This window comes from Akkermansia muciniphila ATCC BAA-835 (genome assembly GCF_000020225.1).
In the GTDB taxonomy this organism is placed as follows: domain Bacteria; phylum Verrucomicrobiota; class Verrucomicrobiia; order Verrucomicrobiales; family Akkermansiaceae; genus Akkermansia; species Akkermansia muciniphila.
This window is the reverse complement of the sequence record NC_010655.1, coordinates 33,599-57,236: the sequence shown is the minus strand read 5'-3', so window position 1 is coordinate 57,236 and position 23,638 is coordinate 33,599. Positions and strand designations below refer to the sequence as shown.

Sequence of the window (23,638 nt, the reverse complement as noted above, 5' to 3'; positions counted from 1 at the left end):
GATGTAAGACATGTTCCGGCATTTAAAAGCAGGGAGGGATTCCGCTTCCGGCGCCTCTGCCGCGCTTTCCTGAATCCGGAAAACCGGGCCAAAAGAAAACCGCAGCCATTACGTTTTTCCAATATGCTTCCCTGAAAAGGGGAAAAGCGGAATTATCGTAACTGCCGCGGCGGTAAAGCTGGCATCGCGTACGGGACTCGAACCCGTGTTGCCCGCGTGAAAGGCGGGAGTCCTGGACCGCTAGACGAACGCGACTTTTAGGTTTGCAGGGACTGCGCGGCGAAGTAAATACTACCGGAAGCCGAAAGGCAAGAATTATTTGAATCCGAGTTAAAAAAATCGTTATTTTCCTTCCGGTATGTGGGATTCGTCGTAATCGTCCAGCCTGTGCTGCCAGAGGTAGTACCGCGTTTGCTGGACAAGCACGCCGGAAAGTGCCAGCAGGGAAATGAGGTTGGGCAGGGCCATCAGGCCGTTGGCGCAGTCTGCAAAAATCCATACCAGTTCTATTTTAGAGACGCAGCCGATGAAGACCGCCGCCACCCAGATGACGCGGTAAGGCATGATCAGCCGGATGCCTCCCAGGTATTCCAGCGCTTTTTCTCCGAAGTAGGACCAGCCCAGAATGGTGGAAACTACAAACGTAACCAGGCTGAGCGTGAGCAGAGGGGAGCCTATGTAAGGAATTTTGCTGAATGCCAGCGTAGTAAGCCTGGGGCCGTCCGTGCAGGAAATGTCCGGATGCGCGATGATGCTGGTGGTCAGCACAATTCCCGTCAGGGCGCAGATAATGACGGTATCCCAGAAGGGGCCGCTGGAAGAGATGAGCGCCTGCCTGACGGGGTTGCGGTTCTGCGCTGCGGCGGAGGCGATGGCTGCGGATCCCAGGCCGGCCTCATTGGAAAAGAGGCCCCGGGCCACACCGGTTCTCATTGCCGCCATGACGGCCGCTCCTGCTGCGCCCCCGGCGGCGGCTTCTCCCGTGAAGGCGCAGTCCAGAATATACCGGATGGCGGGAATAATATACTCTGCCTGTACGGTCAGGATATACAGGCATCCCATGATATAGATGACGGCCATGAACGGCACGAAGAAAGCGCATACCCTGGCAATGCCCTGGATGCCTCCCAGCATCACCAGAGCCGTCAATGCCGTCAGAACGGCGGCTGTTCCCCAGGAGGGAATGGAAAAGGCGTGGTGGAGCTGTTCCGCCGCTGCGTTCCCTTGCGTCAGATTGCCGATCCCGAAGGCGGCAATGGCCGTGAAGACGGCGAAGGCTGCCCCCAGCCATTTGCTGTTCAGACCGCGTTCCAGCACGAACATGGGGCCTCCGCTCATATTGCCGTCCTTGTTTTCCACCCGGTATTTGATGGCGAGCAATCCTTCCGAATAACGGGTTGCCATTCCCAGAACTCCCGTCAGCCAGCACCAAAAGACGGCGCCGGGGCCTCCGGCTGCAATCGCCACGCCCACGCCGATGATATTCCCGGCGCCGATGTTGGCTGCCAGGGCCACCATCAGGGAGCTGAACGGGGAGATATCTCCCTTGTCCGTATGATCTTTCACAAAATACAATTTCAGGGCCTTAAGCAGATAACGCTGCGGAAACCGCAGGATGGCGGTGAGGTACAGGTGCGTGCCCAGCAGCATGATGAGCAGGGGCCATCCCCACAGGAAGCTGCTGAAAGCGGACAGCCAGGATGTGAGCGTGTCCCCGGTCTGGAAAAAGGCATTTTGGAGGGCGTCAAGCATACCGGGGGATTCTAGGGAAAAGAAGCGTGGTGACAAGTCCTTAAACAAATGACGGAGAAAGGTTTTTCACAATGTCATGAGCCTGGGCCCGGAGTTTTCCGTTTTTGGGGAATCGGTTCCAGGAAAAATGCCGTCTCCCGTATTCGAGTATCGTTCCCCTGAAAAGAAGATGTGTGTTCCTGGTGCGGCTCTTCCTTCCCCGGAAGCGGAGGAGGCAGGTGCGGACGAGCTGCTGACTGTGGAAAGGGTTGCCTGTTTCCGGCGCGCGCATTCTTATCACAGGCTCCGCCATGTCCTTGGAATGGTTAAAACCTTCGGACAAGACGGTGTTGACTGCGGCGGTGGGAGCAGATAAAACCTTGAAACAGGGTGTCAATCCGGCCGAGGGAAAGGCGTTTCCCGCTCAGGCGGTTGTGTGGCCGTGACGGTACAGGCGGATAATCAATAATTAATTAAAGAAAAAATGATTGTTTTTACGGAAGAGAAGAAATTTTCCAGGGAAGATGTTCAAGAATTGTTCCTGTCCGTTGGCTGGATTTCCGGACAATATCCGGGGCGTCTGTTCAAGGCTCTCATGAATTCGTCCACTGTTGTTACGGCTTGGGACGGTGACCGCCTGGCAGGGCTGGTGCGGGTGCTGGACGACAGCGAGATGGTTGCCTACATGCATTATGTTCTGGTGCATCCCGCTTATCAGGGCAGGGGGATTGCTGGAAAAATGGTGGAAATGGTTAAGGAAAAATACAGGGACTACCTGTATCTTGAAATCATGCCGGAGGAGAGCAGAAACGCCGCTTTTTATGAGAAGCACGGCTTCCGGGTTATGGAAGACGGCGTAGCCATGCAGCTGTGCAACTTTTCAAACAGGAGCTGATGCGGGGCGCCGGGGAGAGGTTGTCTGCGGCTGCCGGGGCGCAGGCGATGCGGCCGTTGTCCGCCGGATATATCCGTTTTTCAGCATACTGTGCCGGAAGGCTGTTTTTTATGGCTGAAATCCGCAGTCGAGAAACTGCGGTCTGCCTCGGGGGGCTGGACAGGATACAGTAAACCCGCGGGAATCCTTTCGGATTTTGGCTCCGCGGGTTTACCTTCTCATCCCGGATCAACTCCGGAAAAGGTTTAGATTCAGTTCCCTGATGATGGATTGAAGTGCCGCCTGCCCCTTGACGGTATTCCCTGCGGGATCCAGGGGAGGCGAAAAAGCCGCCATGGCCAGCTTGCCGGGAGCTACGGCTACCAGGCCGCCTCCCACGCCGGACTTGGCCGGAAGGCCGGCTTTGTACATCCAGTCCCCTGTGGAATCATAAAGGCCTGACATGCACATTTCCGCCAAAATGGGGGGAACGTTCTCCTCTTTCACCACACGCTTCTTGCTGACGGGATTGACTCCGCCGTTGGCGTAGCAGGCGCCCATCAGGGCCAGCTGGGAAGCGGTGATATTCAGGGAACACATGCGTGTGTACAAATCCACAATCATGGGCGGCGTATTGTAAAAATAGCCGTAGCTGTCCAGCAGCCAGGCAATGCCGCGGTTGTGCTGGTTGGTAGCGCTTTCCGACTTGTAAATCTCCTGGTTCACAGTCAGGGCCGTGTTGGCGAAGTTATTGAAATTATGGATCATGTTTCCCCATATTTCATCGGAATCCGAACCGTTGACCAGGCTGACCGTCGCCATGGCCCCTGCGTTGACCAGGGGATTGAGGGGCTTGCCGCCGTGCAGCTCAATGGCCATTACGGAATTGAAGGGTTCCCCGGTGGGGTCCGCTCCGATTTTCGCGCGCAGCTGCTTCATGCCGATCAGATCCATGACATAAGCCAGGTTGAATGCCTTGGAAATGGATTCAATGGCGAAGGGCGCGTCCGCGGAGCCTGCGGTCAGCAGGTCTCCGTTGACGGTGACCACGGCAATCGCCAGCAGGTCGGAAGGCACCTGGGCCAGGGCGGGAATGTACGAGGCGTTTTTGCCTCCCTGGACGGTTTTGGCGTAGGCGTATGCGTTATCCAGGGCCGTCCGGATCTGTTCATTGGAAGGAATGTCACTCATGGGATATGGAATGGCTAGGGGTTGCTGCGGAATGGGAATCATTGTTTTTCTCCCATCCGAAGGGTTCAAAGGCGTCTTCGGGATCCACCGGCCGTTTCCAGGAGGGTTTGGCCATGGCATGGATGATAAAGGGAATACCCGCGAAAATGAAGGTACCCACCACCAGAAGGAGAATGTACATGGTACTGCTGCCTACGGTAATTTGGTTAGGCGGGATGAAGCTCACCAGGAAAGCCGCCAGGCTGGCCAGGAAGCCGAGCCCTCCGACAATCCACATGCCGAAGGTTCTGCCGCCGGGAATGCGGAAAGTACGGGGCGTATTCGGTTCCCGGTAGCGCAGGTAAATGCCTGACGCGAACATCAGCATGTACATGATGAGGTACAGAATGATGGTCAGCTGGGAAATAATCTGGTAGGCGGATTGCACGGAAGGCATGATCACAAACATGATGGAAAGCAGGGTGACGATTCCCCCCTGGATAAAAAGGATGCCCATCTGGACGTTGTTCTTGTTCCGCTTCTGCATGACAGGCGGAAGGTTGCCGGCCAGGCCCACTTGGTACAGGCCTTTTGAGGGGCCTCCCACCCATGCGGTTACCTGGGCCAGAACGCCGACGGCCAGCGCAAGCGCCAGAATCCAGTTCATCCAGCCGAGGCCGAAGAAGCTGAAATAGCTGTCATAAGTAATCAGCAGGCTCTGCACCAGATTAATCTGGGAATTGGGAATGATGAAGCCGATGGCCAGCGTGCCTAGAACGAAAATAAGCACCGTAATGATGGCGGAAATCAGAATGGCCAGCGGATAATTGCGTCCGGGATTATTCACATCCTTCACATGCACGGCGGACATTTCCATCCCCGCGTAAAACAGGAAGATGCTGGCTGCCAGAACGAGGTTGTTGAAATTGCTCATGTCCGGCACCAGCTTGTCCCAGCTCATATCCAGCAGGATCGGGTTGCCGCCGGCCCAATAGCCCAGGCCCAGCAGGATCAGGATGGCTCCGGGAATAATGGTTCCGATGATGGTTCCCCATTTGGTGACGCCTGCGGAAGTCTTCATGCCGCGCAGATTAAGCAGGGTGGCCGCCCAGTACACGCACAGCACCACGATGAGAACATACCATTTATTGGCGGCAAGCGCTTCATCCCATCTTTGTCCGGGCCCCATGAAAGCCAGGGAAACGGCGGCGAATGTCAGAACGGTAGGGAACCAGATGGTACTCTCAATCCATTGCAGCCAGATGGCCAGGAACCCCCATTTTTTCCCGAATGCCTCGCCTACCCAGCGGTAAACGCCGCCCTTTTGGGGCCATCCGGTAGTAAGCTCCGCGGCGACCAGGGAAACAGGCACCAGAAAGAATACCGCGGCGAAAATGTAATAAAAAACGGAACTCAGTCCGTAAGTGCTTTCCGCAGGCATGCCGCGCAGGCTGACAATGGCGGAAACGTTGATCATGGCGAGAGTGAATACTCCCATGCGGAGGACGGATTTTACCGCCGGAGCGTTATTGGTTGTTGCGGGGCCTGTTGGAGCAGCCCCTGGTTGAGTCGTATTATTCATTGGTTTATTCCGGGTTGAGAATTGGGACGGCGTAAAGAAAGTGCCGACACCGGCCTTATCTGGACGACCAGGCGGGAGACCCTTTCGTTGAAGGGATGATGCAGATAGAACCGCCGGAGTTTGTCTTAATGGAGGCCGGGAAATTTTTAGACCTTCCGGATGGGATATCCTGGCCGGCAGTGAATGGCCGGGAGTTGGGAAACGCGTCAACACATGGTTATCCCTTATGAATTTTCAAGAAAGATATATATTTTATAAAATGTTAATTGATAGAAATTTATTCTTATTAATAACAATTATTCAAAAATAAATCCTTGTTCTGTTTTATTTCCTGAAATAGAAAAGAGTAATAAATACGGGGAAGCATTGGCTTCCCGATATTCGTCCCTTAATATCTAACTATTTGGATTTCATGAAAAAACGGCAGTTTCAGCATCATGTGGATTCTCTGCCTGATAATGCTCTCACAGTGTCCGGAGGTGGGCCGGCTCCGTTTGACAAGGAGGCCGGGGCGTTTAGCGGCAGCTGGGACTGGGGGATTATTGTTGATCCGCTCGGTCCGGGGGAAACGGCAGAGTGCCGTTTAATGCTGGGGGTAGATGATAACGGTACTCTGACCGTTGACGGTGAAGGAATTTTCATTCCAGGGGAGGGTAAATACCATGGAGGCACTTATAGGGAAAAAAGCTTGAGCTTTCCCATTGAACCGGGACCGCACCGTGTACACATGACTTATGAGAACGTTGCTGTTCCTCCTGAATGGACTAATCTGGCAATCCTTAATTATTCCATTGAAGTCATGGTCTCGGATGGCACCTCTTCATCCTCCTATCAGCCGGATGAAGGTTATCCGGAACCTGTGAGTACGGAAGATGAGGGAGAAGACGTGCCGTGTGAATGCGGGGGGGACGGCAATGGCTCCCAAAGCAGTTCCAGTTCTCCCTGTCCGGAGGAAGACAACGGAGAAGGGGATAACGGTGAAGATGAGGCCCCCTGCACCTGTGAAAACAATGAGGGCGGCAGCAGCAGCTCTTCGGCGCACGGCGTGCGCGGTTCCTCCACCCTTTATGGTTCGTCGGCTGCCGGCAGGCGCGTGGTCGCCCGGACGCTCAAGACGGAAATGGTCTGGCGTACCAATTTTGGCTCTTTCCGGGGCATGACGGGGTTGCCGCAGGGGTTGCTGGACATAGTAGGGTACACATTCTCGTCTGAACTCTGGTCCCCTCGTGCGCTCCATTACTGGCATCCGATGACTCATGAAATCATTTCGGCGCCGCTATCGGGAATTGGAGCGAATACCGCTTTCCAAATCAGGAGCGGCGGAACTGACATTAATTACTACTGCTACGCGGATGGTGGCGGCAGCGGGGTTGACAGTGTTGCCCCCATTGCGGGATCCGCCAAGCGCGGAGGGTCTGCGTGGTTCGGGAGGAGGTCCGCTTCCTCAGCAAAGGCGGGAGAATTCTGCCTCAGTATCCGTTCAACCGCGGGCAATACTGTTAACTATACCGCAGGTGTGGCCTCTTCCTTGAAATACTCCACCGGCTACACCGCTAAAAATGGCGCGTCCTACACAAGAGAAGAATTTGACGGAAAGCTGGATATCGTGCGGGCTTCGGATGGAAGCATCCGGCAGATATGGAACCTGTGGGATGGGCTTGCCAACATCGAAAATGTTACGGAATCCGGATATCGCATCGCCCTCTACCTCCCCGAACAGGTGGATGGGAAAAACAGCTCCACCGGCCTTTATCCCGTTACGGGCGACCCATTTAAAACATTCACGATCACCGGGGACGCGGCAGCGGGCAGGCTTGCCGTCACCGAACAAACTGCCGGGCGCGCGCCCTTCACCACCCGCTACTGGCAGGGAACTGACGGAGCATGGAACATGTCTCAGGGGGAAGGAGAAGATTCCATCTTCACTCTGAAGGAAAAGCAGATTGTCTCTCCCGGAACGTGGAAACTCATCACTACCATCCAGAGAGGGGAAAACGGTATCCCTATCTCCCGTGTCTGTGAGACTTATGCCGTCACCCGCAATGGCAATTTGTGCACCAGCCGTATTGAAGGCTACGGAACGGATTACGCCCGGGAGACGACCTACGAGTACACAGGCATGGGAAAAATCGCGAAGGAAACTGCTCCTGACGGAAGTGTCAAAACATGGGCGTACGACCGTTTTGGGCGTGAAATCGTGTCCAGTGTCCCCTGGGCGGAAGCTGGAGATAAAGTCACTTACACCACTTATCGGGATCAGACGCAGGCGGATCCGGATATTCTCACCCAATGGGTGACGTTGACGGCTACTGCGGCGGAACTCTGGCGAACGGATTATACTTACATTGAGGAAAATCATGTGCGGCGCGTGGAAAAACGCACCACCGCATTGGGGGAAGAAAATGTACGGCTGGAAGTGAAGGAATCCTGGCTCGGCACGGCTCCCAATGTTTATGCCCGCGGACGCTTGAAAATGAAACAGGACATGGGCGGAATTCAGACGCATTACGCTTATGAAGAGACGGACCAGTACGGAGCCCTTTACAAGGTGACTGCGGAAACGCGGATAGCGGGTGCGTGCGTGCCCGGCCTGAGTTCACGGAAGGTTACTTACGTTTCCGGCCAGGGCAATAACATGCGTTATGAGCAATACGTACAGCTTGCCGATGGTGTTTGGTCAATGACGGATGCGTCTTCTTATGAATATGATGTTGAGAACCGTTGGGTAAAGCGCACCCGCGCCAATGGACGCGTTTACGAGCGCATGATGACCTGTTGCGGCCCTTTATGGGAAAAGGATGAGAATGGCGTGACGACTTCCTATTCCTACAATACGGCCCGCCAGCTGACAGAAACCATCCGTTCAGCCATTGCAGACGGGGAAACCATGATCACTCCGGAAACCATCACGAGTTACACTCGTGATGCCCTCGGTAAAATTACCTCCCTGCGCAGGGATACAGGCCCAATGACGACGGTGGAAAGCCGGGAATACGATTTGCTGGGGCGTCTGGTAAAAGAAACCGATATTCTGGGGCGCTCCACCGTTCGCTCCTATAGCGGGGATGGCTTGGTAGAAACTGTTACCACCCCCGCCGGCGCTACCCTCATCACCCGGAAAAGTGCTTCCGGAACAATATTGCGGCGTTACGGCACCGGGCAGCAGGATATCCTCTATACTGTTGAGGTCACGGAAGAAGGGATCCGCACGACGGAGGCTGTGCCGGGCGGGGAGGGGGGCGATCCCCACGTCGTGACGGGAAGCTCCACTGTCAACGGCTTTGGCGACCTTGTACGGGTCGCTGCCGCCAATACCTTGAATGGGGAAAACGTGCGCACGCTTGCATACGATAACAAGGGGCGCCTCATCAGGGAACAGCTGGCGGATATGGCGCCCGCCCTCTACGCGTATGATGCTTTTGGGAACAGGACCAGGGCAATCGTTGCCCTGGAGGATGACCCGACCATCCTGAACTCCCGCATTACTGACTATGCTTATGTGACCGAGAGCCGTGAAGACGGAGTCTATAGTCTTGTTTCCATAACAAGCTATACTTCCTCAGGTACTCCTGTTCTTCAAAAGCGGGCGGCCCTGCTCTCTGCCCTGAGCCCTGTCCTTGCCGGCAAAACCGTCATGACGGATTCCCGCGGCCATGATGCCGTGGAATGGATGGAATATGGCGGCGGTTCTGTTCGCCTGCGGAAGAAAACCGTGCCCGGCGTCGAGAGCGTCTTCCTCACGCGCATCGTGGACGGATTCACGACGGCGGTTACGGGATTTGACGGTGCAACTGTCCTTCGGCGGCGCACCTATACGGAAACGGGCATCACCTACGCGGACACAGATGTGCGCGGGAATGTCTTTACCTCCGTCTGCGACATCGCCGGCCGCATCATCTCCGGCACGGATGCCGCGGGCAACACGACCACTTACGCTTATGGCCAGCCTTTTGATCTGCCTACCTGCGTTACTAATCCTCTTGGCAAAACGGCCTGTTCTTTCTATGACATCCGGGGCCGCAAGGAAGCCGAATGGGGGACAGCCGTACAGCCCGCCGTATATGCTTATGACGCCGCCGGCCATATGGTTAGCCTTTCCACTTTCCGTGTTCCCGGAGATGTCATTACCACTGATCCCCGCCTCCGGACGGATGGGGACATCACCACATGGACGTATGATATCGCTACGGGGCTGGTTATCCGCAAAACCTATGCCGACGCCACCCATGTGGATACCGTTTACGATATGCTCAACCGCGTTGCCGCTACGACGGACGCGCGAGGAACCGTTGCTTCGCGCTCCTACGCCCCCCTTACTGGGGAGCTCGTTTCCATTACCTTTAATGACGACGGTTTTACCCCCTCCATCAGCAGCCTCTACAATCATCTGGGGCAGCTGACGCAGATTGACGACGCTTCCGGAACGCGCATGTTCACGTACAACCAGTATAACGAACAGGAAACGGAAACGACGGCTGGCCTTGCGGCAAGCGTCTTAACCCTCCGCCGTGACGGAGTGGGGAGGCCTGCGGGCTACTGTCTGGATTATGCGGGCTCCCCCGCCTTGCAGACGGCATGGGCCTATGACGCCTACGGAAGGCTATCCTCCGTTTCGCTGAACGCCGTCGGGAAGCCCTTCACCTATGGCTACAATGAGGAAACCGGCCTGCTGGACACTCTTGATTACCCCAACACCCTGAAACGGTGGCGCACTTTGGAAGAAAAGCGCGACCTCCCGGTGAAGATTGACTACCTGCGCCCCGGCAGCGCCAACTACCCGGCTAAAACCGACTACTCTTACGACATACTGGGGCGCCCGGTCACGAAGAAAGACTACTTTAACGCGCCTGCACCCGACCTGACGCACACCTGCGCCTACGATGACAGGAATGAACTTGTGAGCGATGCGATGAGCCGGGGCGGCACATACAGCTACTCCTACGATAACATAGGCAACCGCAAAACGTCCCTGGAGGGAACGGATTCCCTTCCCACTACATACGTTGCCAACCGGGTCAATCAATATACGGATATCACCGAAGGTGAGGAGGCTCCTTTTGTGCCGAATTATGACGCCGACGGCAACCAGACGAAGCTCCGGACCGCCACCGGGGAATGGGAAGCCTCCTACAACGCGTTGAATCAGGCGGTCAGCTTCATACAGGGGGACAGGCGTATTGAATGCGTATACGATTATCTGAACAGGCGGGTTGAAAAATCCGTCTATGAGGGAGAATCGCTTATGTCAAGGAAACGGTTCATCTATCACGGGTACCTGCAAATCGCGGAACTGGATGCCACGGAGGTTTTGGAGTCTGTGGCGCCCGTCCTGCGTAAAACGTACCTGTGGGATCCGCAGGAACCGGTGGCCACGCGCATTCTGGCCATGGGCGTCTTTGATGAAACGGGAGCCTACGTGGAAGATCTTTACTACACGCATGACGCATTGAAGAACACGACGGCGCTCTTCGGCATCAAGGCGGGGCGCCGAGCCTTGTACGAATACGGCCCGTACGGCTCTGCCGTGAAGATGGAAGGAAATGCGGCGGAGTTGAATCCGTTCCGGTTCTCCAGCGAGTATGCTGATGACGAGCTGGGGTTGGTTTACTACAATTACCGCTATTATAATCCCCAAAATGGTAGGTGGATCAGCAGAGATCCTATGACAGAAAAAGAGAGCTATCTTTTGTATGGATATGTTAATAATATGCCTACCTTATATTCTGACGAATTAGGATTAGCGCGTACAATAACTACAAATAAGGATGATTGTTCGATCAATGTGAGCCTGAATATCGTGATATATCCGAAAGGTGGAGATTCAATTAATAATATAGAAATGCGTACTACAGCACAGCGAATAAAACAATCGATTGAAAGCAATTGGAATGGATATGAGAAAGGATGCTGTGTAGTTAATGTGACAGCGGATGTGTCTGTTCAGAGCAGGAAAAGCAGATGGCTTTATAGATTTCTCAATAGTGATGAGAATAATATAGAAATAACATCAGATTCATCTCATCGTTCATATGTTAACGGAGTTGGAGGCAGATATGGAGTATGGGGTTCTCAGGCCGTCCCATGGGTTTATGCGCATGAAGCCGGCCATCTTATGGGGCTTTCTGACGATTATCAAGATGTCGCCAATTCAGATGGCTCCTTAACTTCCGTTCCTAACGCGGGACATGAAGGACATATAATGGGGGAATATGGAGGAAAAGCCAATCAACATGAAATAGATGCTATTTTAAAAAATATCGAATGTCCATGCGATGAAAATCAATAAATATATTTCAATATTCTTTATCATTTTATTTTCGATATTGTTGATTGATTGTGCAATATCTGAAGAAAATAAAAATCAACATATGGAGCCAGATCGAATTATCTTGAGAGATCTGACTAAAAATTTACAAGTCATTGTAACATTTGGTCATTCCTCCCGAGGAACACAAGAAATTATACTTAAAGAAAATCAGCACATGAAATTCTTTGGCATTGATTTTGCTCTGCGTAAAGGTATTTTATACGCGAAACGAGATAAAGAAGAGAAGGTCTTCCTTTCGCCTGGGTCATATTATATAAACATATCTCCTATAAAGGGGACATGGGTGTCGGGTAAGACATTTATTCCTTTTGAAGGGAAATATCATCCCAAACAATAATTGGCATGAATATAAATTTATGCCAATTGTTTAATTGAGTAGACATGCTCAATATTTTTTTTCTGATTCAGTTATTTAATTTCGGAATTATGTGGAATAATCTTGCTGTAAGATTTCTAGAATATTCTTGATGTTGATATTCAGTAAATTGCTTCGATAAAAAATCGGGAAGGTCAACGAAACAAGACTAAAGTAAATAATGCCGATAAATTATTTACAATGAAAAAGAAAATATGGATTGTAATAGGAATAGCCACTCTTTACTTCATTTATTTACCGTTCTCCCTCTTCTGGTCGGGCATAGATAAGGGAAACGGTATGGAGAGGAGTGTAACTCTGTTGAAAACAGTGAAAAAGGATTTGGAACTCCATAAGATATTTGCCCGGCATGGAATGAAATTAACAGGCGATGGAGCTTCCTGGAGAGGTAAAACTTGTGAGATCTGGTTCGTTGTCGAAGACGGAACAAATGCCCGGATTCCTCCGGAAGTCGAGGAGTATCTGTTAAACAACCCTGACCTCGTGAAAGGCTGCCGTATCGAAGTGCAAATCAAAATTCCCCCTGAATCAAAAGAAGAGCCTTACAGGGTTTGTTGCGAAAAAATATATTTTCCTTGGAGACTTTTCTATTAAATAAATGCGGAATTATGTTCCCTATTTCTACGGAAATCGCTCTGCTTGTCTTATCTTTTTCTAATTCTTGATGGAGGGAGCCAGATTCTCATCGTTGCCGACCGACTTTCTGCGGCAGTTGATGAACGAAGCGTTATAAGATTATTTTAAGCATGTGCCATCATTGATCCTGTTTCCTATAGTTTGTGTAACGCTATTCGACAAAAACATTCGCTTTTCTGTCTACGATGAGACGGAAACCCATATGGAAGAGTTGTACTATACACACGGCACGTTCAAGAACACGAACGCTCTATCTGGGGAATCGTTCAGGACAGTGTGCTTTGCACGAATACGCTTCTTATGGTCAGTCTGGCCGTCAAGAGAGAATAGAACGTGGCAGGAATGAAACTGTCGCTGATTCTTCAGCGAATATTCGAATGCTTAGATGAGGAAACCTGATTTGCGTTATATCATTCCGCATATGACAGATGGCGGCAGGTTCTTGATCCGGTGATCATTAAGTCCGCCTGTGTCCCGGAGGATAAATACTGAATCATTAAGCAATAATACAGGATGCGCCTGTGATAACCGGCAACGTCTGCAACGTTGACGGAGGCCGCCTTTCGGCAACATTTCCATGAAATGCATGGAGGAGGAACGTCCGGTGGGCCTCATCAGAGCAGATGAAAATTGTTTCCTGGAACGGTGTTGCAATAGGGGGGCAGGTTTTTCTGTACGAACCATAATATAAAACCCGCACATCATCAACATCTGTGCGGGCCTTTTGCTATAAAAAATTGGAGCGGATGATGGGATTCGAACCCACGACATCAACCTTGGCAAGGTTGCGCTCTACCCCTGAGCTACATCCGCTTGGAACGATTGGAGCCTTACGGCGTCCGTGTGCCAAAAGTATATAAGGTTTTTTTGCCTTGGCAAGATTTTTTTAGAGAAAAATCCTGTTTTGCCGACATGTGTGCGTTGTTGCCAGCGTATAGGGCAGGAGAGGGGAGAATTCTGCCCTGTGGGGTATGCCGCTCCGTTTCTTGTTCATGCCGTTTTTGGGGAAAGCAGAGAGGCGTAAAAAACGGGATTGTTCCGAAAAGGCCCGTTTTGCCTGTCTTGGAACAATCCCGTTGAAAGGGGGTGTCAGGGTTCAGTAGCTTCTGGCCCAGAGAACACGGCGTTTCGTCATACGTCCGGTGAGGATGCAGGGTGCCGGTTCGCCGCGGCCCAGCTCGCCGAGCGGGATGCAGCGGATGGAAATGCGCAGCCGTTTAGCCAGTTCTTCTTCTTCTTCCGGAGACCCGTCCCACGGCACCTGGAGCCAATCTGCATCTCCCTCTCCGGAGAAGTTTTCTTCCAATTCCCGCAGAGTGGAGGCGGGGCGGATATGGGAGTCCCGGAAGGCAATGGCCCGCTGAAGCAGGGTGTCCTGGATGCTTTGGAGAATATCCGCAGCGGTATCGATCAGTTCCGTTTCCGGGACGAAGGATTTTTCATTGGCGGGCCGGTCGCGCCGCTGAAGGCAGACGGAGCCTTTTTCCAGGTCCCGGGGGCCTATTTCCAGACGCACGGGCACGCCTTTTTTCACCCATTCCCATTTCTTGGCGCCGCCGCCCAGGTCGCGCCTGTCCACCAGCACGCGCAGCGGCTGGCCGTGGAAGGTTTTGGCGCGGAGGGTGCGCGCCAGTTCCTCGCAGTGGTCCAGAACGGCCTGGCGGCTTTCTTCCTTGGGCGTGACGGGAATGATGACGATTTGCTGGGGAGCGACGCGGGGCGGGCAGACGAGTCCGTCGTCGTCGGAGTGCATCATGATGAGCGCTCCGATCATGCGGGTGGAAACGCCCCAGGAGCTTGTCCATGCGAATTGCTGGGTGTTGTCCCTTCCGGCGAAGCAGATGTTCTGGGACTTGGAGAAATTCTGCCCCAGGAAGTGGGAGGTCCCTGCCTGGATGGCCTTGCGGTCCTGCACCATGGCTTCCACCGTGTAGGTTTGTTCCGCTCCGGGGAAGCGTTCCGCCTCCGTCTTTTCCCCTGGAATGGTGGGGATGGCGAGCACGTCCCGCTGGAATTCTTCATAAACCTTGTGCATGGTGAGGGTTTCCTCAATGGCTTCCTCGCGGGTTTCATGGGCCGTATGCCCTTCCTGCCACAGGAATTCCGCCGTGCGCAGGAAGATTCGGGGCCTCATTTCCCAGCGCATCACGTTGCACCACTGGTTGACTTTGAGGGGCAGGTCCCGGTAACTGGAGGTCCAGCGGGCGAAAGCCGCGCCGATGACGGTTTCCGAGGTGGGCCGGATGACGAAGGGTTCCGTAAGCTCCCCGGTGGGAATCATGCGTGTCTTGCCGGTGGCTTCATCCTTTTGCGCTTCCAGCCTGTGGTGGGTGACTACGGCGCATTCCGTGGCGAAGCCTTCAGCATGCTCCGCTTCCTTTTCCAGATAGGAGATAGGAATCAGGAGGGGGAAATAGGCGTTCGTATGGCCGGTGTCCTTGAAGCGCTGGTCCAGGTCCTTTTGAATGAGTTCCCAAATGGCGTAGCCCCATGGCTTGATGACCATGCAGCCGCGGACCTCGGAATTTTCCGCCATGTCGGCGGCCTTGATGACTTGCTGGTACCACTCGGGGAAATCCTGGGCGCGGGTAGGGGTGATTGCGGTTTGCTGAGACATATTGGATGGTTTGTTGAATAGAACGGGCGGGGCCCGCAAAGGAAACTCGGAATAATATTAAAAGGGGGCGTTTTTGTATTCCCGGTAATTGCTGTAGGCGAAGAGGGCCATGAAGATGGGGATAAAGTAGCCGTGGAAAAGCTGGAAACTGAGCAGTCCGATGAGGATGGCCGTGATGAAGCCGGTCATGAATACTTTCCTGGGGGAGCGGATGTACTGGGCGATCAGCTGGCCGCCGTCCAGGGGGTAGATGGGCAGCAGATTCAGGATAGTCCACCATTCTCCAATCATGATGAGGCAGGAGAGAATGTACAGCTTGGGGGAGATGAGCGCTGCTGTGAAGGGGCTGATGGCCAGGTCCCAGAAGTTCAGGTTGTAAGAGGCCATGACAGGAGCGACGATATTCCAGGTGAGCCACAGGCTGATGATGCCCAGCAGCAGGGTCATCATGGGGCCTGCCAGAATCATGAGGGCCCGCCCTCCGCGCGTCAGTTGCATGCCATGGCTGCTTGTCAGGCCGCCGAAGAGTTCCAGAACAATCGTCTGCTGGCCGCCGCCCAGCTTGCGGCCCACCAGCGCGTGTCCCATTTCATGGGACAGGATGGCGATGAAGCCGGCAATGACGAACAGGGCCGGATAAATGAGATCTTCCACACTGCTGATGCTGAGGGCGCCGCCGAAAATGGCCAGCACCACCCAGAAGCTGGGGCGGATGTAAACAGGTATCCCGAACAGGGTGAAATGAACCATGCGCGAGAGGGTAAGGGCAGATTCCCGTTTTGCCAAGCCCGGAGAATGTGCATGCACCGTTTTGGCGTTGGAGCGGCGCAGCGAATTATGTTAAAAGTCTTTCATGAGGCTGTTTTCCATCATCCTGTGCTGTGCCGTGCAGGCCGTCCTGGGGTATGACGGGCCGCCGCCCCTGACGGAGGTGGACGGCCGTTCCCCCATCCGCATGGGCGGGGAGATGCTTGGCGGCTACCGTTCATACTATGTCCACCGGGGGGAAAAGATGGGGGCTGATTCCACGGAGGGCCAGATTTCCGGCGGAGCCTCCCTGTCTGATTCCTGGGCGGTGAGCGGGGAACTTTTCGCTATCCGCAACTGGCAGGGCCGCCATTTCAGTCAGGCCACTTTACACGGGGAAGTCCAGTATTATCTGGCGGACGAATGCACGGCCGGGCTTTTTGTCAACGGGCAGTGGTACGATTCCTGTCCCCTGAAGAACGGGGCGGAGCCGGGCCTGTCCCTTAAATGGAATCCCACCCCTTCCTGGTCTTTCCGCGGTTCCTTCCTGTATGATTCCGGACAGGAGGGTGCATATTCCCAGTGGGGCGTTACCTGGCAGCCCCTGCTGTGCGAATCCGTCGCCATGGTGAATACGGTTTCCCTGGGTTTTGCCCACGATTATCTGGGAAGGAACGGCTTGAAAGAGCTGATGGTGCGCACGGGGGCGCTGTGGGCCGTTTCCGGCGGTCTGCGGGTGGAGCCTTTCCTGGGGTGGTATTGCGGCTACGGGCGGGACGATTTCAAAAAAGTAGTGCTGGGGCTTTGGTGCTCTTACGTTTTTTAACGGGCGGATTTCTCCGGTTTTCCGGCATTTTCCTGTTGCCAAACGGGGAGGCTTGGTCATAATGGCCTGCGTATGATGAAGCCTACACTTCTTGTTTTAGCAGCTGGCATGGGCAGCCGTTACGGCGGTCTCAAGCAACTTGACCCAATGGGCCCCAACGGGGAAGTAGTTCTTGACTACTCTGTTTATGATGCCATCCGGGCCGGTTTCGGAAAAGTGGTATTCATTATCCGCCGTGACTTTGAAGATATTTTCAAGGAAAAGGTCGGCAGCCGTTTTGCCGGCAAGATTGAGGTGGATTACGCTTTCCAGTCCCTGGACGACCTGCCGGAAGGCTTCTCCGTGCCGGAAGGCCGGGAAAAGCCCTGGGGCACCGCCCACGCCCTGCGTGCCGCCCGCCACGTGGTGAAGGAACCCTTTGCCGTAGTGAATGCGGATGACTTTTACGGTGCGGACGCTTTTGTGCAGGCCGCCAAGTTTCTGACCTCCACTACGGATGAACCCGGCAAGGCCCATTACGGCATGATCGGCTATCCGCTGAAGAACACCCTCTCCGACAACGGGGACGTGAACCGCGGCATTTGCTCCATCAAGGGCGGCCTTCTGGATGGCGTGGAGGAATTCGTGAAAATCCAGGCTGACGAAGACGGCGTAGTGCGCGGCAACAACCTGAAGGGCGAACGCCTGCCGGTGGATCCTGCAGAACTGGTTTCCATGAATTTCTGGCTGTTCTCCCCCTCCTTCATCGAACTGACGGAGGATCATTTCATTGACTTCCTGAAAGAACACGGTCAGGAACCCAAGAGCGAATGCTTTATTCCCACCGTGGTGGACGCCCTGATTCATGCGGACCGGGCGGATTGCGCCGTTCTTCCCACTTCTTCCTCCTGGTTCGGCATGACCTATCCGGGGGACAAGCCCATGGTTGTGGAAGGCATCAACAAACTTATCCAGCAGGGCGTATACCCTGAAAAGCTCAACTAAGCCTTTTTCCCTATGCACGATCTCAAGGCTGTATCAACCCTGTTCGATCTCCGCGGCGATTTTGTCCACGGTTATTCCTACGGCAGCGGCCACATCAATGACACCTACTGTATCTGGGTGGATCAGGCGGGACAGCGCATCCGCTACATCCTCCAGCGCGTGAACCATAACGTGTTCAAGCAGCCCATCCCTCTGATGGAGAACGTAAAGCGCGTGACGGACCACGCCCTGAAGCGCCTGAAGGAGGAACAGTGCCCGGAAGCTTACCGCCGCACTCTCACGCTGGTTCCCTCCGTGGACGGCAAGCCGTACGCCCTGGATTCGGACGGCAACTGCTGGCGCGTGTACCCGTTCATTGAACGCGCACGCACGTATGACCAGATTGAAACTACCAGGCAGTGCCAGGAAGCGGCGCGCGCCTTCGGCGAATTCCAGAAGCTCACGGCAGACCTGCCCGGAGAGCCCCTGTTTGAAACCATTCCCAATTTCCACAATACCACTTCCCGCCTGGCGGCTCTGAAAGAGGCCATCCAGTCCGACCCCCTGGGGCGCGTGAAGGAAGTGCAGAAGGAAATAGACTGGTACCTTTCCCGTGAGTCGGACTGCCATCTGGTGGTGGATTACCTGAAATCCGGGGAATTGCCCCTGCGCTGTACGCACAATGATACCAAGCTGAACAATGTGATGCTGGACGATGTAACCGGAGAAGGCATTTGCGTGATTGACCTGGATACCACGATGCCCGGTTCCGCCATTTACGACTTCGGCGACATGATCCGGACGGCTACGTCTCCCGCCGCGGAAGATGAAAAGGACGTCTCCAAGGTCACGATGCGCATGTTCATGTTTGAAGCTCTGGTTCAGGGTTACCTGAGTTCAGCCAAGAGTTTCCTGACGCCTCTGGAAAAGAGCCTGCTGCCGTTCTCCGGCAAATTGCTCACGATGGAATGCGGCATCCGCTTCCTGACGGACTACCTGTCCGGTGACGTGTATTTTAAAATCCACCGTCCGGAACACAACCTGGACCGCTGCCGCACGCAGATGGCCCTGGTAGAATCCATTGAGGCGCAGATGGATGAAATGAAGGCCATTGTGGACCGCTATTAACCAATATCTACCAACATCGGAAAAACATGAAGATTCTCGTAACCGGCGGCGCCGGATTCATCGGTTCCCACATTGTGGAACACTATCAGGATAAGGCGGAGGAAATCCGTGTGCTGGACAACCTGCGCACGGGCTATCTCAAGAACCTGGAAGGGCTCAGGCACACGTTCATCGAAGGTTCCATCTGCGACCGGGAGCTGGTGCGCCAGGCGGTGCAGGGAGTGGACTATATTTTCCACATGGCCGCGCTCGTCTCCGTGCCGGAATCCATGAGCAAGATCAGCGAATGCATCGACATCAACGTCAACGGTTTGCTGAACGTGCTGGAGGAAGCTTCCGCCGCCGGAGTCAAAAAAATCGTGCTGGCGTCTTCCGCCGCCATTTACGGAGACAATCCCACGGTGCCCAAACTGGAAACCATGTACCCGGAACCCAAGAGTCCCTATGCCATTACCAAGCTGGATGGGGAATACTACCTCAACATGTTCCGGGCGGAAGGAAAAATTAATACGGCAGCCGTGCGCTTCTTCAATGTCTTCGGCCCCCGGCAGGACCCCAAGGGCGCCTATGCCGCAGCCGTGCCCATTTTCATTGAAAAAGCTGTCAAAGGAGAAGACATCACCGTGTATGGGGACGGCTCCCAGACGCGCGATTTCATTTATGTGAAAGACATTGTAGGAGCCCTCACCTTTGTGGCGGAACACCCGGAAGTCACCGGCGTGTTCAATGCCGGTTACGGCGGCCAGATCACCATTGAAGAGCTGGCGCAGAACATCATCAAGGCTGCCGGGTCTTCCTCCAAGGTGCTTCATGCCCCGGAACGTCCGGGAGACGTCAAGCATTCCCGCGCCTGTGCGGACAAGCTCCGCAATGCCGGATGGCAGCCCAGGCATACTTTGCCGGAAGGCCTGGCGACGACGCTGGAATACTTCAAGGGCATTCTGGGCAGGTAACCTTCTGTAATTTCCGGTTTTATATTACCCCCGGACTGCCTCCGCTCCTGCAGCGGAGGCAGTCTTTTTTATGGGAAACTGGGGCTGTGTATGACAAATTGAACGGGTGTTGAAATTCGGATGATGCAAAAAGACTTTTTTATCATGGGAAAAGACGAAGAGCAAGTATCCGAAAAAAAGGGAAAATTATTTATAATCAAGAGCGTTTCATGAATTTTCACAAAACTTTGCTTTGACAATAAGGTAATGGTCGGAAGCCGATATCCCATATTTGTTAGAGGGAAAAATTTTCTGCGGAAAAAATCCGGACTGGCATTGAATGTTATTGACGGAAGAAAGACGTAATAATAGAGACTTCGGGCGATATGTATTTCTTCAGAGATTCTTCTGCCAAGCAATTGCCTGCGTTTAAAGATCCCTGTTTTGAATTGGCCATGGCCCGCCGGAAGGAGGAAGCCCGCTGGGGATGGATACCTTTTGCCATCTTCGTCTTCTTTTTGCTTGTGTACCGCTTCTTTGGCCTTGTCATGCCGAGCAATAATGCGGACGGCTCGCAGTCATGGCTCTTTTTGCTGGTGCTGGCGGGCTGGGGGCTCCTGGCTCTCGTCCACATGGTTGTGGTTCCCATCTGGATGCTGATCGCCTCCCTTCATTACTGGGAGGTGAACCGCAGGGGATTGGCTGTTGCGGGGCTGCTGTTCAGCATTTTGGCTCCTGTCAGCATGGTTTTCATGCTGTCCTGCTGGTCCATGTTTGGATAAAGGTGCATTTTCCGTCCTGAGGGGGGGAACGGTGTCGCTTCCGCAAACTTTCAGGATTCCGGGGATTGGCCTTTTCTCCGGCCTTTCAACCGGGTAAAGTGTTTCCGATGGATTTGTTCAGTTTACAGGAAGAGGAAGCGCGGGAAGGCTTTGAGCCCGGGGCGGACACTTCCGCCATGCCGCTGGCCGCGCGCATGCGCCCGCGCACCCTGGATGAAGTGGCCGGGCAGAAGCATCTGCTGGCTCCGGGTAAGCTGCTGAGACGGGCAATTGAGACGGACCGGTTTACGTCCCTGATTTTCTACGGGCCTCCCGGGTGCGGAAAAACTACTCTGGCCGCCGTCATCGCCCGGACGACGAATGCCCATTTCATGATGCTCAATGGCGTGGAATCCAATGTAGCGGACATCCGGGAAAAAATAGCCCAGGCGCAGATGAGGATGAGCATGCACGGGCGGAAAACCGTTCTTTTCGTGGATGAGCTGCACCGGTTCAACAAGGCTCAACAGGATGTTCTGCTTCCCCATCTGGAAAAGGGTACGGTCAGGTTTATCGGGGCGACCACGGAAAATCCCTATTTTGCGATTAACTCCCCCCTCCTGTCCCGTTCCCAGGTTTTTCCGATGGAGCCGGTGCCGGAGGAGGAGCTGGCCGCCCTGCTGAAGCGCGCCCTGGCGGATGAGGTGCGCGGGCTGGGCGCATCCCGCGTGGATATGGAGGCGGAAGCCCTGAACCATTTGGCCGCCAAAGCGGACGGAGACGCCAGGAAGGCGCTCACGGCTCTGGAAGTGGCTGTTCTGTCCACTCCTGCGGGGAAAGACGGCGTCATTCATGTGGACATCTCCGTAGCGGAGGAATCCATCCAGCGCAAGGCTATCAGGTACGATCGCCTGGGGGATTCCCATTACGATACGATTTCCGCTTTCATCAAATCCATGCGCGGCTCTGACCCGGACGCCGCCCTGTATTGGCTGGGGATGATGCTGGAAGCCGGGGAGGATATCCGCTTTATAGGAAGAAGGCTGGTCATCGCCGCGTCGGAGGATGTAGGGCTGGCGGATTCCAACGCCCTGCGCGTAGCTTTGGACGCGGCGCGCGCGGCGGAAATGGTCGGCATGCCGGAAGCACGCATTCCTCTGGCGCATGCTGCGGTTTACCTGGCGACGGCCCCCAAGAGCAATTCCGCCTACATGGGCATCAATGCCGCTATGGATGACGTGCGCAATGGGAAAACGCTGGCAGTGCCGGAACACCTGCGGACGCCAACGCGCAAGAAGCTGGCTGCCGCCGGAGGCGCGGATGCCGCCAGGCTGGAATACCTGTATTCCCACGACTATCCGGAACATTACGTACCCCAGGCCTACCTCCCGGAAGGCCGCGTGTATTACACCCCCACCGGAAACGGGCTGGAACTGAGGATCAGGGAACGCATGGAATACCGCCGTCAACTGGCGGAGAACGCCGGGGAAGGCGGGAAGAAGGGGTAATTCTTCCTTGAAAACGCGGGAATGAGAAGAAGGTTTCCCTTATTGCTCCTTTGAAGCTGCCGGGAATGTTGTTCGGCTTTGGCCGGCAAGAAGCAGGGAGAGAGGGATGCTTCCGCTTGGGCGCTGGCTGGAAATTCTTCTCCCATCGGAAAAAAGGCAGGAAATTCCTTGGGAATGTCCTGCCTTCGTGAAGGTTGTGAATGGCGGTTTTGTTCGTTTGCCGGCAGGAGTCAGGATTCCTTGGTCACGATGATGTCGCAGTCCGCATCGAACCATCCCTGGCCCTGGCAGTCGAAAACCAAGTCCGGCTTTTCGGAACCGGAGAGGCGCAGGGTGAATTCGCGCCCGTTTTTGTCCTGCCGGTCCTTGGGCAGTTCGCTGACTACGCGGTTGCCCTTCATGAAGCGGGGGTTGCGGATATTGCAGCCGCCGCTGTTCATCTTGAAGGTAATCTTGTAGTTTCCGGGGCCGTCAAGCATGCTGCTGACGTTGACGCGGGTAGGCGTCAGTTCCGGACGCAGGTCGTAGCCTGTGAAGTGAGGACTTTTCAGGGTGACGGGTTCCGTCAGGTAGCGGTAGTAGTTCTGGGCGCCTATTCCCATGAGGGTTTTAGGGGATATCCTGGCGATGTCCGTCAGGGTCTTCAGCGCCTGGTCCTTTTTCCCTTCATTGCGGTAGAGCCAGAACCTGGCCGCCATGACCTGTTGTTTTTGAAGGGGAGTCAGGCCGGGGGTTTTGAGCTGTTTGTTTACATAGGCATGGGCGGTTTTGTAATCCTTTGGACCGCCGTCTTTGGCGGAATCATTCACCATTCTCTGCACTTTTTCGATGTAGGGCAGATGCCTGAACGTGTATTTGAAGTGCACTCCCTTGATGTCTTCCGGATCCGCCTTCTTGATTTTTTCCAGAATATCCTTTCTGGAAGAGGCCGCATAAGGAGGAAGCTGCTGAAGCCCTTCTCCGTAAAGAAGGGCCGCGGCCGTTCCGGATGAAGCGGCGGCTTTTTCCCACAGGGCATTGGCCTTGTTTTGCTGTTTTACGGCTTCCATTGCCTGCTTCATGACGGCTGGCAATGTTTCCCTGGAGACACCTTCCGACAGGAATACCATGTTTCCGGTGGGGGAGACCACCTGAATGGCGGGGATGTTCCAGATTTCCCCCGGGGGCTTGGGCAGTTTCTGCTCTTCTTCCGTCATTTCCTCACGCTCGTCCTGGATACACCAGAGCACGGGTTCCGGGGAGTTCTTGGCCAGGTGTTCCACAGCGCGGGTGATTTCACGTGATTTTGGGGACCAGTCCGTGCCGGCCCATACGACGATCATGTATTTATTGACGGTTTTCGCCTCGTCTTTCACGGCGCTGTAAACGGGGAGGGCCGCCTGAACAGGGGCGGACAGGAAGAGGGCTGCGGCCAGCAGGCCGGAAACGGGATTGATGTGATGAAGCATGGCGTTAATGG

At 54.5% G+C, this 23,638-nt stretch carries 16 protein-coding genes and 2 tRNA genes; 10 read left to right on the top strand and 8 right to left on the bottom strand.

All coding sequences use genetic code 11. The features are described from left to right. Nucleotides 1-179: 179 nt before the first annotated feature. Together AMUC_RS00235 and AMUC_RS00230 are read right to left on the bottom strand one after the other, a co-directional pair. Nucleotides 180-255: transfer RNA gene (locus tag AMUC_RS00235), tRNA-Glu, on the bottom strand. A gap of 87 nt (nucleotides 256-342) precedes the next feature. Further along, complete coding sequence (locus tag AMUC_RS00230) at nucleotides 343-1,752, bottom strand: alanine/glycine:cation symporter family protein (RefSeq protein WP_012419102.1); 1,410 nt, start codon at nucleotides 1,750-1,752, stop codon at nucleotides 343-345. Nucleotides 1,753-2,215: 463 nt separating this feature from the next. Between AMUC_RS00230 and AMUC_RS00220 the strand changes: the two genes are divergently transcribed. Further along, nucleotides 2,216-2,626 carry a GNAT family N-acetyltransferase gene (locus AMUC_RS00220; protein WP_012419101.1) on the top strand — a complete coding sequence of 137 codons (411 nt, stop codon included), beginning with the start codon at nucleotides 2,216-2,218 and terminating at the stop codon, nucleotides 2,624-2,626. Nucleotides 2,627-2,854: 228 nt separating this feature from the next. Here the strand turns inward: AMUC_RS00220 and glsA are convergent, their stop codons facing one another. Then, nucleotides 2,855-3,796, bottom strand: coding sequence for a glutaminase A (gene glsA, locus AMUC_RS00215; RefSeq protein WP_012419100.1), 942 nt, complete (start codon nucleotides 3,794-3,796; stop codon nucleotides 2,855-2,857). Next, on the bottom strand, nucleotides 3,789-5,357 hold the full coding sequence (gadC, locus tag AMUC_RS00210; RefSeq protein WP_042447403.1) for a glutamine/gamma-aminobutyrate antiporter GadC: 1,569 nt from the start codon (nucleotides 5,355-5,357) through the stop codon (nucleotides 3,789-3,791). The genes glsA and gadC overlap by 8 nt, the downstream gene beginning before the upstream one ends. Before the next feature lie 727 nt (nucleotides 5,358-6,084). On the opposite strand from gadC, the gene AMUC_RS00205 reads away from it, so the two are divergent. From AMUC_RS00205 to AMUC_RS00195, 3 genes are all read left to right on the top strand, one after another. After that, nucleotides 6,085-11,643, top strand: coding sequence for an RHS repeat-associated core domain-containing protein (locus tag AMUC_RS00205; protein WP_233420551.1), 5,559 nt, complete (start codon nucleotides 6,085-6,087; stop codon nucleotides 11,641-11,643). Further along, the gene (locus AMUC_RS00200) at nucleotides 11,630-12,022 is read left to right on the top strand and encodes a hypothetical protein (RefSeq protein ID WP_042447396.1); all 393 of its coding nucleotides are present in this window, start codon (nucleotides 11,630-11,632) and stop codon (nucleotides 12,020-12,022) included. The genes AMUC_RS00205 and AMUC_RS00200 overlap by 14 nt, the downstream gene beginning before the upstream one ends. A 219-nt stretch (nucleotides 12,023-12,241) precedes the next feature. After that, on the top strand, nucleotides 12,242-12,655 hold the full coding sequence (locus AMUC_RS00195; protein ID WP_012419097.1) for a hypothetical protein: 414 nt from the start codon (nucleotides 12,242-12,244) through the stop codon (nucleotides 12,653-12,655). A 780-nt stretch (nucleotides 12,656-13,435) separates the two neighbouring features. On the opposite strand, the gene AMUC_RS00190 is transcribed toward AMUC_RS00195, so the two are convergent. The 3 genes from AMUC_RS00190 to AMUC_RS00180 all read right to left on the bottom strand — a co-directional run bounded on the left by AMUC_RS00190 (nucleotide 13,436) and on the right by AMUC_RS00180 (nucleotide 16,064). Beyond that, nucleotides 13,436-13,510 (bottom strand) — tRNA-Gly (locus AMUC_RS00190). Nucleotides 13,511-13,793: 283 nt separating this feature from the next. Continuing rightward, nucleotides 13,794-15,314 carry a proline--tRNA ligase gene (proS, locus tag AMUC_RS00185; protein WP_012419096.1) on the bottom strand — a complete coding sequence of 507 codons (1,521 nt, stop codon included), beginning with the start codon at nucleotides 15,312-15,314 and terminating at the stop codon, nucleotides 13,794-13,796. A 57-nt stretch (nucleotides 15,315-15,371) separates the two neighbouring features. Beyond that, on the bottom strand, nucleotides 15,372-16,064 hold the full coding sequence (locus AMUC_RS00180; protein ID WP_012419095.1) for a M50 family metallopeptidase: 693 nt from the start codon (nucleotides 16,062-16,064) through the stop codon (nucleotides 15,372-15,374). Nucleotides 16,065-16,167: 103 nt separating this feature from the next. Between AMUC_RS00180 and AMUC_RS00175 the strand changes: the two genes are divergently transcribed. The 6 genes from AMUC_RS00175 to AMUC_RS00150 all read left to right on the top strand — a co-directional run bounded on the left by AMUC_RS00175 (nucleotide 16,168) and on the right by AMUC_RS00150 (nucleotide 22,179). After that, on the top strand, nucleotides 16,168-16,887 hold the full coding sequence (locus AMUC_RS00175; RefSeq protein WP_012419094.1) for a hypothetical protein: 720 nt from the start codon (nucleotides 16,168-16,170) through the stop codon (nucleotides 16,885-16,887). 75 nt (nucleotides 16,888-16,962) lie between these two features. Continuing rightward, nucleotides 16,963-17,871 (top strand): nucleotidyltransferase family protein, encoded by a 909-nt coding sequence (locus tag AMUC_RS00170; protein WP_042448500.1) that lies wholly within the window; start codon nucleotides 16,963-16,965, stop codon nucleotides 17,869-17,871. A gap of 12 nt (nucleotides 17,872-17,883) precedes the next feature. Continuing rightward, on the top strand, nucleotides 17,884-18,978 hold the full coding sequence (locus AMUC_RS00165) for a phosphotransferase enzyme family protein (RefSeq protein ID WP_012419092.1): 1,095 nt from the start codon (nucleotides 17,884-17,886) through the stop codon (nucleotides 18,976-18,978). 26 nt (nucleotides 18,979-19,004) lie between these two features. Next, entirely contained in the window at nucleotides 19,005-19,931 is a 927-nt protein-coding gene (locus AMUC_RS00160; RefSeq protein WP_012419091.1) for an NAD-dependent epimerase/dehydratase family protein, read from the top strand. 365 nt (nucleotides 19,932-20,296) lie between these two features. Beyond that, nucleotides 20,297-20,692 (top strand): hypothetical protein, encoded by a 396-nt coding sequence (locus AMUC_RS00155; protein ID WP_012419090.1) that lies wholly within the window; start codon nucleotides 20,297-20,299, stop codon nucleotides 20,690-20,692. 107 nt (nucleotides 20,693-20,799) lie between these two features. Beyond that, complete coding sequence (locus AMUC_RS00150; RefSeq protein WP_012419089.1) at nucleotides 20,800-22,179, top strand: replication-associated recombination protein A; 1,380 nt, start codon at nucleotides 20,800-20,802, stop codon at nucleotides 22,177-22,179. A gap of 230 nt (nucleotides 22,180-22,409) precedes the next feature. On the opposite strand, the gene AMUC_RS00140 is transcribed toward AMUC_RS00150, so the two are convergent. Continuing rightward, complete coding sequence (locus tag AMUC_RS00140; protein ID WP_012419088.1) at nucleotides 22,410-23,627, bottom strand: hypothetical protein; 1,218 nt, start codon at nucleotides 23,625-23,627, stop codon at nucleotides 22,410-22,412. Nucleotides 23,628-23,638 lie beyond the last annotated feature (11 nt).